The sequence below is a fragment of the Centipeda periodontii DSM 2778 genome (genome assembly GCF_000213975.1).
Taxonomy (GTDB): Bacteria; Bacillota; Negativicutes; order Selenomonadales; family Selenomonadaceae; genus Centipeda; species Centipeda periodontii.
The window spans coordinates 606702-620278 of record NZ_GL892076.1 but is presented as its reverse complement, the minus strand read 5'-3'; the positions used below and the strand labels follow the sequence as shown (position 1 = coordinate 620278).

Sequence of the window (13577 nt, the reverse complement as noted above, 5' to 3'; positions counted from 1 at the left end):
GAATACTATTTTTCTATATATGTCGCTAAATCCCCCGATACGAAAAAACAATAGAAAAGAGGCTGTCCCCCGTACCCAAAGGCACGACGAACAGCCCTCTCGAATCAGACGGACACTGCCGATGTTCTGCACACGAAAACACCACACCGCCTGCACGCAACAATTCTGTCGTCTCCTTTTCAAGGGGGGAAGCAGTACCTCCAAACGGGAAGGCTCCGATATTTCTATCGAAACCCTGTGCGCGTCTTGGAGTGCTCCTCAGCGCAGGCGCAATATCATAGGCACTGCTCTCCCCTTAGATATTTTTGCTCGGAAACGTGGAGGGAATGACTTCTGTTTTCCTTCCATACATATTTAATTGTGCGTTAATTCTAGCAGGATTTGTACGCTATGTCAATATGCGAAATTTATTTTCAGCATGCGTGCAATTTATTCCCTAAATTTCAGCCTCTTCGCCGCCTTCTTCACGGCGTCGCGCTCCTTTGCCGCCATTGTGTTCGGGCGGATCTCGGCGGCGTGCCCGTCGCGGTCCCCGTCCGTGATGACCATATTCTCGTCGTCATAGGCGATGATCTCATAGGTGCGGATCGTGTTCTCCTTGAGGTCCAGCACACGTCGCTGCATCGTGTAGCCGAGCTTCTTATACGCCTCATCGTGCATGGCGTGCACGAATTGATCGCGGCCGAGGTCATTGTAGAGGATGAGCTGCCAGTAGGAAATGGAGCCGTCCTCGTTCCGCGCCATCCTCGACCGGTCAAAGAACCAGCCGCGCCGCTCGTCCCCCTCGATGAACGCCCAGTCGCCGTCCTTCAGTGTCACGGGATCGATCGCGGTCAGCTCTGCATAGACGGTTTCGTGCACAGGACCATTGGCAGAAAGAGGTTCACCCGTGCCGTATCCATGCCCGATTTTCTCAGTAGCCTCGGGTGCCATGCGAACATCCACCGCCTCTGCGTTTTTCTCGCGCGCCGGATCCTCGCGGGGCTCGGGGACAATCTCTCCGTTCGCATTCTTTTCCGCAAGGGACTCGTCACTGAGATCGTCCATCTCCTCGTCGAGGCTCTCCTCGCCGCGCTCCTGTCGTGCAGGAGCAGCAGTGCCCTCCTCTGCCGTCATGACGGCGTGGATGTCCTTCTTCTCTGCGGCATACCCCCATGCGGGGAGAATGAGGATCGCTGCGGCAAGCAGACAAATAATGGATTTCATACATTTCCTTTCTCATAGATAGGCGGCAGGATTGACCGGCTGTCCGCCCACGCGCACCTCATAGTGCAGATGGGGTCCCGTGGAGCGTCCCGTGGAGCCGACGTAGGCGATCACCTGCCCGCGCCGCACCTGCTGACCAACGCTCACGGCAACGGCAGAGGCGTGACCGTAGCGCGTCACGATACCGCTGCCATGATCTACATCGACCATGTTGCCGTAGCCGCCGTTCCATCCCGCAGCGGTCACGACGCCGTCGGCGGTCGCGACAATGGGCGTGCCCATCTCGGCGGCGATATCAATGCCCTGATGGAACTCTGAACCGCCAAAGCGCAGTCCGTAGGGCGAGCTGACGTAGCCCGCTGTCGGCCAGATCGATGGCGTCGTGTGGGGCGCATCATCAGAGGCGTAGGAGGCCGCGCCGGGAAAGTCCCTGCGCATGGTCTCGGCGAGGAGGTCGAGAGACGTGCGGCGTGCTGTCAGGCGTTCCTCGATCATCTCAAGCGCCTCGGAAAGCTCTGCGGTCGTAAGCTCATGCGGCGCGCCGCCCGTCGGTGCCTCCATCCCCGTCTGCACGTCCTCGTCCAGTGCCGCAGGCGGCGCCCCCACAATCGCGCGCAGACCGTCCTCGGAGCGGCGCAGGCGTTCGAGATCCTGCTGCAGAGCGGATGCCTTTTTGGATACCTGTAGGATCTGCTCCTGCTGGATGCGATTTGCCTCGCGCAGCTGTGCCGCCTCCGATTCGTGCACATAGTTGTTCCTCAGGGTATAGACGGAGAGCACGGAGGCTGCCGTAAAGAGCACCGCCGCCGCGACGGCACCGACGGCGAGCAGCCGTGCGGAGCGGAGGGATAGACGCACGGTGCGCGTCACATCTTCCTCGTTGTCAATGATTTGGATTTTATAGCGTTTTTCTTCGTTCAAGGTGTTCTCCTGATGATGTACGCAGTTCTTTGGATTGGTTATGCTGTGCGTACTCCTCGCAAAACCCTCGTTACGCAAGTGATCGTGCGCTTATTCGCGAGGGAACCACGGACTCATTCAGCCGTCCATCTTGGCACATCTTTTCCGTTCTCTCTGCGTCGATAAATCCTCAGCATAGCCACCGCTATGCTTCCGGTTCATCTCCTTGACAGGACGAAAAATCTGCGCCAATCTGAACAACATCATTGAGTTCGTGATTCCCCAATACCTGCGGATTCCAAACGCGCTTCGCTTGAACGATTAAAATCCGCAGGGGGCGAAACGCACACTTTGCTCACTTGCTCCACTAGGGTTTGCTACGGAGCAGCGCACAGCCCATTTTCCCTTCGTCCTATCCTAGCCGAATAAAATGAAAACCTGCTGAGTTTCAGCAGGTTTTCCTGATATTGGCAGTAAGTGCCCCTTCCACCGCTCCGCGGTCCCCCTTCCCCGCTGTGGCGGGGCAGGCTTTTGGATAACGGCAATTAGCCTCCCCCGTCGATACGGGGGATGTGGCGAGCTCTGCGAGCCGGTGGGGGCGCTCCTTAATAGCTAATCGGCAGGGGCTGTGCCATCGCCTCCTGCAGCACGCTCTTTTCCTCGTCCGTCAGCGGGTACTCCGAGGAGCCGCCCTTGATCGGCTTGATGTAGCTGCGCGAGTCCGCACGCGCGAAGATGCTCGAAAAAATCACGCCGTCGTTGTTCGCATCGAGCATGGCGACGGCATAGCTGAGATCGCCGCCCATATCCTCAAATGCACGAAAGCGCACCATGGCGACGCGCACAAGAGTTTTGCGAACAAACCGCCGAATGGCCTCATTTTCATCGATGATACGCGCATTTGTCGCGATGACCTCCTCGACCTCGTGGATGTGCTGGATCAGCATCCCCTCGAGGTCCTCCTTCTTCGAGCCGCGCATCATTTCACGGTAGCGCGCATTCATCGTCGAGAGGCGCGCCATCGTATAGATCACAAGAATCAATAAGACCAGAATGAGCAGCATCGATGTCAATAGGAGCGGTGTCGCATGGGCTGCAACATAGATAACGAGATTGTTCAGAAACAATGCTTTCTTCCCTTCTTCCCTACTTTCTCCGAGAATATCATACGGTAAAGTTCTGTGTGGAGATGGCGCGCAGCGCTGCACGCCTGTCATCCCTCGCCGTACTGTCCATGCCCGTGAGGAGCCCCATCAGGCGCTCGAGATCGTCTGCGGAGAAATAGCTGATCTCAAGGCGTCCCTTTCCCTCTTCACGGCTCTCCTGTATGCGAACTTGCGTCCCAAGGCTGCGTGTCAGACGCTCCTCTGCCTCGCGCATAAAGATGTCCGGCTTGCGCTCGCTTTTTGCAGGCTGTCGTGCCTGCCGAAGCGCGTTCGGATCCTTTGCGAGGCGCTTGACGAGAGCCTCTGCCCCGCGCGCCGACATCTCACGCTCCTGGATGTACTCCGCCGCCTCGCACTGAAGCTCCTTGCTCTCCAAGGCAAGCAGCGGACGCACCTGCCCCATTGTAAGGACGCCGTTGGCAATGAACGCCTGCACGCCCTCGGCGAGCCGCAGGAGCCGCACACTGTTCGCAATGGCCGATCGGCTGCGCGCGACGCGTCGTGCCAGCTCCTCCTGTGAGAGCTGAAACTCGGTGAGGAGGCGCTGATAGGCATGCGCCTCTTCGATGGGGTTCAGATCTTCGCGCTGAATATTCTCGATCAGTGCCATCTCCGCGAGCTCCGCATCCGTTGCCGTGCGAAAGACGACGGGGACGGTCGTCAGTCCCGCGAGTTTCGCCGCGCGCAGGCGACGCTCACCCGCGATGAGCTCGTATTTCCCCGTACCGATGACGCGGACGGAGAGGGGTTGGAGGATGCCATGCCGCACGATCGACTCACGCAGTTCCTCAAGTGCCGCCTCATCGAACTCGCGCCGCGGCTGAAAGCGGTTCGCCCGAATGTGTTCGATGGGGATTTCGGCCGGAATTCCCTCTGCCGCTGTGCTTGCAGAAGCAGGAGGAGCCGTTGTGGGAGGGACCTTGGGGGACGGAGCTCCGCCGACTGCTCCGGCGAGCTCGGTTCTCCCGAGACCGAGTGCGCCGAGCCCGCGCCCGAGGCCGCCTGTCTTAGCCTTCTTCACGCTTCATGACCTCCCTCGCCAGCGCAATGTAGCTCTCCGCCCCACGCGACGTGATGTCGTAGGAGGTGATGGGCTGACCGAACGACGGGGCCTCCGAGAGGCGCACATTGCGCGGAATCAGTGTTTCGTAGACCGTGGCACCAAAAACATTTTTCACCTCATCGACGACCTGCGTCGCGATCCGCGTCCGACTGTCGTACATCGTCATGACGACGCCGCGCACCATGAGCGCCGGATTCATGTTCTCCTGCACCAGTCGAATGGTGTTCATCAAAAGTGCCACACCCTCCAATGCGTAGAATTCGCACTGAATGGGAATGAGGACAGCATGTGCCGCCGCAAGCGCATTGATGGTCAAAAATCCGAGCGACGGCGGGCAGTCGATGAAGATGTAGTCATAGTCGTGTGCCACCTCGCTCAGGGCATTGCGCAGGCGTATCTCCCGCCGCTCCATCTCCACCAGCTCCACCTCGGCACCCGCGAGTTCCACATTCGCGGGCAGGACATCTACGCGGTAGTCCGACGTGACAATCGATTCCCGAAGACTGCGCCCCTCAACCAGAACACGATAGGTCGTGGACATGAGCATTGTTTTATCAATGCCAAAGCCGCTCGTGGAATTCCCCTGCGGGTCGATGTCAACGAGCAGCACACGGCGCTTGGCACGCGCAATGGCGGCGGCGAGGTTCACCGCCGTTGTCGTCTTGCCGACGCCGCCCTTCTGGCTGGCAATCGCTATGATATTTGCCACGGGATCATCCTTTCTTCGGGCGTGTGAAATATGGTAGCAGGGGCATGCCCCCCATGAGATTCCCTAGGGAATCGCTGATAAAATAGACCCTCAGATTGGCGTAGATTTTTTCGTCCGATTGAGGAGGCAAACCGGACGCAGAGTGGTGCTCTGTGGAGGATTTGCCGACGAAAAGCGGACAAAAAAGATGCGTCAAGATGATGGCGCTGAATTTATCAGTGCTTCCCTAGAACAGCACCTTCGCCAGATGCAGGTAGTCCGGGTCGAGCTTCTTCTTATTGTTTACTGCATCGTAGAGGTTGACCGAGACGACGTGCCCCTTGCTGTAGCCGAACACCACGCCTGAGAGGCCTGAGATCAGGGCGAGTGCCGCCTGCTCGCCGAGCTGGCTTGCACGTACGCGGTCGATGACCGTCGGCGAGCCGCCGCGCTGGATATGTCCGAGCACCGAGACACGCGTCTCGATGTCCGTATGCTGTGCGACGTAGTCACAGACATCCTGTCCCTTTGCCGCGCCCTCGGCGACCACGATGAGGATGTAGCGCTTTCCCTTTTCGTACGCTGCCATCAGATCCTCTGTGATCTGCGCCAGATCGTACTCCTCCTCGGGCACAATGATGTACTCCGCACCGCCTGAGATGCCGGCGACGAGCGCAAGCCATCCGCTGTTGCGGCCCATGACCTCGAGCACGATCACGCGGCGATGTGCCGACGCCGTGTCACGCAGCTTGTTGATCGCGTCGATGATCGTATTCGCTGCCGTGTCGCAGCCGATCGTATAGTCCATGCCCCAGACATCGTTGTCGATCGTCCCCGGAAGACCGACAATGGGGAAGCCGTACTCCTCTGTGAGGAGCTGGGCACCGCGCAGGGAGCCGTCACCACCGATGATGCAGAGCCCCTCGATGCCGCGCTTGATCAGATTCTCGTGTCCCTGACGGCGCCCCTCCGGTGTCTGCCAGCGCTTGCAGCGGGCCGTCCCGAGGAAGGTGCCGCCACGCTGAATGATATCGCCCACGTCACGTGACTTGAGCTCGCGCATATCCTCCTCGAGCAGCCCGTGATAGCCGTCGTTGATCCCCCAGACGCGCACGCCCTCATAGAGCGCCGTGCGTGCAACCGCACGCGCCGCCGCATTCATCCCGGGGCTGTCTCCCCCACTCGTCATGATTGCAATACTCTTTAACACAACTCTTCCTCCCCTACCCATTTGTAACGTGCATGCAAAATGCACATCTGTTTTCCTTGAGCTCCTTTCATGATAGCACAAATGACAAAAAAAATCCCCTCTTTTTTGAGGGGATTCGCACAATTTGCGATAGAAAATCACGAAAATGTTTCACGTGAAACAATTATCCCTCGCGCGTCAGGTCACGGAACCGTGTATACTCCTTCTGGAAGAAGAGCCTCACCGTGTCAGTGGCACCGTTGCGATGCTTGGCAATGCTGAGTTCCGTAATATTTGCATTCTCCGTATCCTGATTATAGTAGTCTTCACGATAGAGGAACATGACAATGTCTGCGTCCTGCTCGATGGAGCCGGACTCGCGCAGATCGGAAAGCATAGGGCGCTTGTCCGAGCGTCCCTCGGTCGCACGAGAGAGCTGCGAAAGAACGACGATCGGCACCTCCAGCTCGCGCGCGAGCACCTTGAGCGAGCGCGTCATCTCCGCGACGGCAAGGGTGCGGTTCTCCGCACGCCCCGGCGCTTGGATCAGTTGGAGGTAGTCAATCGCAATGAGGTCGAGTCCGTGCTCTGCCCGAAGGCGGCGCGCGCGCGTGCGGATATCCATGACGGTGGTGCTGCTCGTATCATCAAAATAAAGCTCCGCCTTAAGCATGCGATCAGCGACATTGACAAGGCGGCTCCACTCGTCATCATCAAGCTCGCCGCGCGCAAGATGCGTCGCATCAATCTGCCCCTCCGCACAGAAGATGCGGTGCATGAGCTGCTCGCGCGGCATCTCAAGGGAGAAGAATGCAACCGTCTTGCCCTGCAATGCCACATGGGTGGCAAGGTTGAGGACGAATGCGGTCTTGCCCATTGCGGGGCGTGCCGCGACAATGACGAGATCGGATTTTTGGAGGCCGCGCGTCACGGAGTCGAGGGTCTTGAGTCCCGTGGAGAGCCCCGTGATTCCCCCCTTTACTGCGGCAAGCTCACTCACGCGATCCACTGCATCGAAGACGACGTCTTTGATGGGGGTAAAGCTTCCCGTGATCCGTCCGCCCGCGATCGCGAGGATCTTCTGCTCGGCATCGTCCAGCTGCTGTGCAACGTCCTCGCTCGCCTCGTACGCCGCTCCCGCAATCTCCGTGCTCGCATCGATGAGCGCGCGCAGAAGCGCCTTTTCCTTGACGATCTTTGCATAGTACGCGAGGTTTGCGGTGCTCGGGACACGGTTCGTCAGATTTGCAAGAAACGAAATGCCGCCGACCTGCTCAAGGCGACCACTTTTCTTGAGTGCCTCCGTGACAGTAACGATATCCACGGGCTCACCAATCCGCACCAGCCCCTCCATCGCCTCAAAAACAGCTCGATGCGCCTGCCGGTAGAACTCGTCCGCACGCAGTAGTTCGATTGCCTGCGTGACGGCTTCCTTCTTCAGCATCATCGCCCCGAGTACGGACAACTCCGCCTCAATGCTCTGCGGTGGCACACGTCCTTCCGCCATTGGATTCTCCTTTCTTCTTCCACTTTTCATCGGCAAAGAGCACAGCAAACGCCTCCTCTGCCGTCTTGAGCCGGTGGATGGTCAGCCCCAGATGCTCCTCGGGGATGTCCTTCTTGTTCTCCCACGGGATGATGAGCGTGGAGATCCCCGCCTGCCGCGCGCCGTATGCCTTTTCAAAGACGCCGCCGACCGGTTTGATCTCGCCCTGCAGGGAGATCTCCCCCGTCACCGCCACATCCTGTCGGATCGCCGCACCTGTCACCGCGCTGACAATCGCCGCGAGGATGGCGGTCCCCGCACTCGGGCCGTCGATGTTGCCGCCGCCAATCACGTTGACGTGGATGTCATAGTCATGGATATCACGCCCCGTCAGCTGGCGCATGACCGACGCTGCATTGAACACGGAGTCCTTCGCCATGCTCCCCGCCGTTTCGTTGAAGCGCACCGTGCCCTTCCCCTTCTCCGCCGCAGGAAACGCAACCGCCTCAATCTCAATGATGGAGCCAAGAAACCCCGCCACGCCAAGCCCGAACACTCTGCCGACGGCAGGTGTATCCGATGCCTTCTTTCGTCCGAATTGGTAGAGGCGGCTCACCTGAGCGACCTCGTAGATATCATCCCTCGTTACGCGAAGTGGTGGAGGAATTGTTTCACGTGAAACAATTTGCGTGATCTCATCATCCGAAAGGCGGTTCAGTGCAAGACTGTACGCGTCGGCAAGAATGTTGATCGCCTTGCGCCCCTCAATCGTGTATTCACTGATGAGCTGCGCCGCACCATCCGCGAGCACAACATTCAGACGCCGTGCGGCATTCTCCACAATCGTCCGAATGTGTGCGGGCGTCAGCGGCTCGAAATAGATCTCCGCACAGCGTGACCGAAGCGCGGGATTGATATGATCCGCATCGCGCGTCGTCGCACCGATGAGCACAAAGTCTGCGGGCGCCCCCTCCTCGAAGAGTTTGCGGATGTAGGGCGGCACGCGCTTGTCATCGGGGTCGTAGTACGCCGACTCAAAATAGGCGCGCTTGTCCTCCAGCACCTTGAGCAATTTATTTTGCAGCATCTCGTCCATCTCACCGATCTCGTCGATGAAGAGAATGCCGCCATGTGCGTCCGTCACGAGCCCCGGCTTCGGCTCGGGGACACCGCTGTCCGCGAGGCTCTTCTGCGCGCCCTGATAGATGGGATCGTGTACGGAGCCGAGCAGCGGATTCGTCATGTCACGCGGGTCCCAGCGCAGCGTCGTACCGTCCGTTTCCACAAAGGGCGCGTTTTCCCCGAAGGGCGACACGGCTCGCTTCTTCGCCGCCTCAAGGACCAGCCGCGCCGCCGTCGTCTTACCGACGCCCGGCGGTCCGTAGAGGAGGAGATGCTGCGGATAGGGCGAGGAGAGCTTCGCCATAAGCGAGCGCACCGCGCGCTCCTGTCCCACGATCTCGTCAAAGTTCTGGGGGCGCAGCAGCTCCATAACAGACTGCGTGAGGTGAACCTGCTCAAGCGCCTCAAGGTCCTCGCGCTTCTTCTTGTCGTGCGGCGACTCCGTACCGGGACTTTCCTCCGAGATGACCTGACGGCGAATGTCATCCACGTACTCCTCGTGATCCTTCTCAAGTTTCTCGTTCACCTTGCGCTCGATGCGATCCTCCAAATCGCGCCGCGCGAGAATGCCCGCCAGCTGCTCCGTCATACGGTTCAGGATCTCGGGGATCTCCGCCTCGGACGGCGGCGGGGAGAGCAGCGGATCCTCCTCAAGGATGCGCATGAGCGCCAGCACGCGCTCACGCCTGTTCTCCGAGCGCATGAGTGTCATTGCGTTCATCTTGCCCGCCCGGATGACCAGGCGCTCCGTCCCCATCGTATCGGCGAGCATGCGAAAGATCGCGGCAATCTCCGCATCCATTCGCGCCTCGGGCGCAAGTTCGGGCGGCTGTTCCTTCTTACCGTCGCCGCCGAATAAGTCCTTAAAAAATGACATAAAATTATTTCCTTTGGAGAGAAAAGCTGATGAGGATTGCCTCATCAGCCGATTGGATGAAATTGTTGTGCATTAGTTTCCCTCCACCGCTGTGGGGAGGATGAAAGGATGCGAGGCAAGCGTGGGCGCCCCCCCCTGTAGCAAACCTAGTGGAGCAAGCGGAGCAAAGGGCGCGTTCTGCCCCCTGCGGATTTTAATCGTCCAAGCGAAGCGCGTTTGGAATCCGCAGGTATTTAGGCAGATAAGCGCCCGACCGCTTGCATAACGAGGTTCTGCGAAGGGTGGGCGCCGCAGCTTGTAAAAACAGCTCCTACTCCTTCTTCACATGAATCTTGATCGTCGTGGAGATATTCGGGTGTACCTTGACGATTGCCTCGTACAGCCCCTCGCCGACCACCTCGCCGCGGATCGTGATCTTGCGGCGATCCACGTCGATGTTCTTCTTCTTCAGTGCCTCGGCGACATCCTTGCCCGTCACCGCGCCAAAGAGGCGCCCGTTCTCGCCGATGCGCACGGGGATCTCCACCTCGACCTTCTCGAGCTGCGCCGCCATGAGCTTTGCCTCATCGACAGCCATTGCATCCTTGCGCGCTTTCGCGCCCGCCTGCGCCTTGGCAACGTTTACATTCTCGCTGCTCGCGGGCAGCGCCAGCTTCTTCGGCAGGAGGAAATTGCGTCCGTAGCCGTCCGCGACCTCCACAATCTCGCCCTTTTTTCCGATATTCTTAATGTCCGCCTGCAGTATGACCTTCACTGCTATCACTCTCCTCTATATATGCCCTTGCCCGCTCGACAACATTGCCGCGCACAACAGCGAGCGGCATCCCGCGCACCTGTGCACCCGCGACATTTGCATGCCCGCCGCCACCGAACTCCTCCATGATCACCTGAACATTCATCTCGCCCGTCGAGCGTGCGCTGATGCCGACCGCATCGCCCGGCAGCTGGAACACATAGATGCTCATGCGCACCCCGTCCACACGCAGCATTCCGTCCGCCGCCTGCGCCGCAATGATCTGCCCGTTCGCCAGACGCTCGGGGATACTGCCGACGATCAGCCCGCCGGGGAAATACTCCGCATTTGCCTTGGCACGTGCAAGCGCCACGGTCGTCTCGTAGTCGCTCTGAAAGAGCGCCCGAACGAGCACGGGGTCCGCCCCCGTACGACGCAGGTACGCCGCCGCATCAAACGTGCGAACGCCCGCACCGACGCTGAAATTCTTCGTATCAACCACAACGCCCGAGTAGAGCGCCGTCGCATCGAGACGGGTCGGACGAATGTTGTCGCCGAAGTACATGAGCAGCTCCGTCACCAGCTCACTGGCCGAGCTGGACGATGTCTCGATGTAGACGAGCAGGGGATTCTTGACGAAGTTCTCGCTGCGGCGATGATGATCGATCACAACAATCTTTGGAATGCGGTCGAGCAGCGTCGGATCCGCGAGGATGTGCGGAATGTGTGCATCCACCACAACGAGGAGCGCCGAGAGAGAGGCAATCCCCGCAATGTCTCCGGGACGGACAAAGAGACCGTCGTATGCTTCATCCTTGCCCACCATGTCCAGAATGCGGTCGATGCCCTCGTTCATCTCGCTGAGAACAATGTGCACGGGCTTTTCGAGTGCGCGCGCCATGCACGCGATCCCCATTGCCGCGCCAAAACAGTCATAGTCCTCGTTATGATGCCCCATCACATAGACCTCGTCCGCATCCTCCATAATATCGCGCAGGGCGTGCGCCACAACGCGCGCCTTGACGCGCGTATGCTTCTCCACCGCCTTCGCCTTTCCGCCGAAGAACTGTGTCTTCCCGCTGATATCGAGCGCCACCTGATCGCCGCCGCGCCCGAGTGCAAGATCGAGTTTTGCCTCTGCCTCCTCGCCAAGCTCCTTGAACGACTGCTCCGACGCAAGCGAAAGCCCGATCGAGAGCGTCACCGGCAGCCCCTTCGAGTTGACAATCTTGCGCACCTGGTCAAGGATATCAAATTTCTCTGCAATCGCATGATCCAGAGAGTTCCGATCGAGGAGCGCCAAAAACTCACCGTCGGAGATGCTGCGCATAAACCCGCCAAGACCGTTCATCCATGCATCCAGACGCTCGCGCACGGCAAGCAGCAGCATGGACTTCTCCGCCTCCGTCTGCCCCTGCATGATCTCGTCATAGTTATCGAGCTGGATGTAGAGAAGCGCCGTGCGGCTCCCATGAAATCGTTTTTGCAGATTGGCGAACTCCGTCTCGTCCTCCACATAGAGCGCCATCAGCGGGTCCATCTGCGGAGGCGTCGGCAGCATACGATGATAGATGCGGTAGGAGCGTCCCTCATGCGAGAGGCGATATTCCCCTTCCATGCCCCAGACCGCCTCCGAATTGAACTTCGGCCAAAAATCAACGACTGCGGTCCCCTGCTCCGGCTTTGTCCCGCCAAGGGCCGCGCCAAGCTGATTATTGCACCACTCGAGATGCCCCTCCTTGCTGATGACGAGGATGGCCTGCGGCAGACGATCGATGGCATAATTCATAACATCGTTGACATTGCGTATGATGCCCATACAGTAGCGGTCAAATCGGCGCTCTCTGTCACGACAACGTTCCCACGCAAACGCAGCAAGAATGGCCCAAAGCAGGAGTGCCGCCGTCCCCAGGTAGGAGTTATAACAGAACGTCACAAGCGCAAGGGCGAGCATGACAATCAGATGGATCGTAAGATCGATCCATGCGGATAGATTTCGAGGCATGGAAGTACCTTTCTTTATACAAACATTATATTTTTATTTGCTTTGACGAAATCTCTTTCGATAGTCAAATGCGATATCGAACAGCCCCATCCACGACACAATCTGCGTCATAAAGCCGTTCAGCGCGATGAAGATATAGACGAGCATCCGCACAAGGGGAGAGACGTGAAAGCGTTTCATCAGCAGCTGCACCAGCGAGATTCCCTGCACCAGCCCGGCAAAAAAAGAAATCAGATAACCGTTCAGCCCCATCTGATAGAGCAGCGCAATATCGCGCGTCGTTCCCCAATAGAGTGCAATCAGCGAAAATGCAAAGAGATAGGAGAAGAAGATCGGCAGACGCCACTCGGTGAATGCGGGCAGCCCCGTAATGGGAAGACCGAGACGCACAAGCACCTTGCGCAGAAGGACAAAACACGCCGCCACCTCGATCACGGAACTCCCGAGAAAGAGGGCGGGCAGCATGAGCACAAAGAGCTCAAGCACCTGTGCCGACGCCGCGCGTGTCTCCTCCAGCTGCGCCTCACTCATGCCGAGCGAGCGATACAGCGCCAGTGTCTCGTCCATGGTCTCGTTCGCCATGGAGATATCCATCGCCAGCGGATTCAGCCCGAAGAGGAGAAGCATGAGAAGTGCCGCCGCCGCCTTTCCGCCGAGGGAGGCGAGCGCACCGCCCACAAGCGCACGCACCGTGTTTGCGCCGCGCCGAAAGAGCACGCCGAGGACAAGCCCCGTCGGGGCAAACGAGAGCACGAAAAAGGCGCCCGTCACAGGCGATGCAAAGAGCATCGTGAGGATGAGAGACGCGAGCGACGCGAGAAGCCCCCAGTAAAGCCCCACGCGCACCGTAACAAGCGCAATAAAGACCGGCCAGAGCATCCCCATCATCATCGTCAGCATGGGCAGCCAGATCGCCGCAAGCGCATAAACCACCGCCGCAGCGGTCATTATCCCCGCCGTCGCGGCGGGTCTTGCACCTTGCTCACTCATTCCATATCCTTTCAGCGGGTTTATCCGCATTCCCTTCCTTTATAAAAAGACTTTTCTATTATAACAGATTTCAGACGCGCTGTCACGGAATCACAACAAGGCACTCCTTCCTCAATCGTCCAAAGCGCCCCTTCCACCACGCTGCGCGTGGT

The 13577-nt window shown here is 58.8% G+C and carries 11 protein-coding genes and 1 riboswitch; all 11 genes read right to left on the bottom strand.

The window, feature by feature from the left end:
• Positions 1-156: 156 nt before the first annotated feature.
• A riboswitch (molybdenum cofactor riboswitch) is annotated at positions 157-327 on the bottom strand.
• A 102-nt stretch (positions 328-429) separates the two neighbouring features.
• The 11 genes from HMPREF9081_RS02725 to HMPREF9081_RS02675 all read right to left on the bottom strand — a co-directional run bounded on the left by HMPREF9081_RS02725 (position 430) and on the right by HMPREF9081_RS02675 (position 13425).
• Positions 430-1206 carry a hypothetical protein gene (locus tag HMPREF9081_RS02725; protein ID WP_006305433.1) on the bottom strand — a complete coding sequence of 259 codons (777 nt, stop codon included), beginning with the start codon at positions 1204-1206 and terminating at the stop codon, positions 430-432.
• A gap of 12 nt (positions 1207-1218) precedes the next feature.
• Complete coding sequence (locus HMPREF9081_RS02720; protein ID WP_040394357.1) at positions 1219-2127, bottom strand: M23 family metallopeptidase; 909 nt, start codon at positions 2125-2127, stop codon at positions 1219-1221.
• Between the two features lie 584 nt (positions 2128-2711).
• Positions 2712-3233, bottom strand: a complete 522-nt coding sequence (locus HMPREF9081_RS02715; RefSeq protein ID WP_006305430.1) for a DUF4446 family protein — start codon at positions 3231-3233, stop codon at positions 2712-2714.
• A 37-nt stretch (positions 3234-3270) separates the two neighbouring features.
• Positions 3271-4293, bottom strand: a complete 1023-nt coding sequence (locus HMPREF9081_RS02710; RefSeq protein WP_006305429.1) for a ParB/RepB/Spo0J family partition protein — start codon at positions 4291-4293, stop codon at positions 3271-3273.
• Positions 4280-5044: a ParA family protein gene (locus HMPREF9081_RS02705; protein ID WP_006305428.1), complete on the bottom strand. Its 765-nt coding sequence runs from the start codon at positions 5042-5044 to the stop codon at positions 4280-4282. Before HMPREF9081_RS02705 ends, HMPREF9081_RS02710 begins: the two co-directional genes overlap by 14 nt.
• Positions 5045-5270: 226 nt before the next feature.
• A complete protein-coding gene (gene pfkA / locus HMPREF9081_RS02700; protein WP_006305427.1) occupies positions 5271-6254 on the bottom strand; it encodes a 6-phosphofructokinase in 984 nt (327 codons plus the stop codon).
• A 142-nt stretch (positions 6255-6396) separates the two neighbouring features.
• Positions 6397-7719 (bottom strand): replicative DNA helicase, encoded by a 1323-nt coding sequence (dnaB, locus tag HMPREF9081_RS02695; RefSeq protein WP_006305425.1) that lies wholly within the window; start codon positions 7717-7719, stop codon positions 6397-6399.
• Positions 7685-9697, bottom strand: a complete 2013-nt coding sequence (lonC, locus tag HMPREF9081_RS02690; RefSeq protein ID WP_006305424.1) for a Lon family ATP-dependent protease — start codon at positions 9695-9697, stop codon at positions 7685-7687. The genes dnaB and lonC overlap by 35 nt, the downstream gene beginning before the upstream one ends.
• 310 nt (positions 9698-10007) lie before the next feature.
• Positions 10008-10451 (bottom strand): 50S ribosomal protein L9, encoded by a 444-nt coding sequence (rplI, locus tag HMPREF9081_RS02685; RefSeq protein WP_006305423.1) that lies wholly within the window; start codon positions 10449-10451, stop codon positions 10008-10010.
• The gene (locus tag HMPREF9081_RS02680) at positions 10423-12435 is read right to left on the bottom strand and encodes a DHH family phosphoesterase (RefSeq protein WP_006305422.1); all 2013 of its coding nucleotides are present in this window, start codon (positions 12433-12435) and stop codon (positions 10423-10425) included. The genes rplI and HMPREF9081_RS02680 overlap by 29 nt, the downstream gene beginning before the upstream one ends.
• A gap of 33 nt (positions 12436-12468) precedes the next feature.
• Positions 12469-13425 (bottom strand): YybS family protein, encoded by a 957-nt coding sequence (locus HMPREF9081_RS02675; protein WP_154647280.1) that lies wholly within the window; start codon positions 13423-13425, stop codon positions 12469-12471.
• Positions 13426-13577 lie beyond the last annotated feature (152 nt).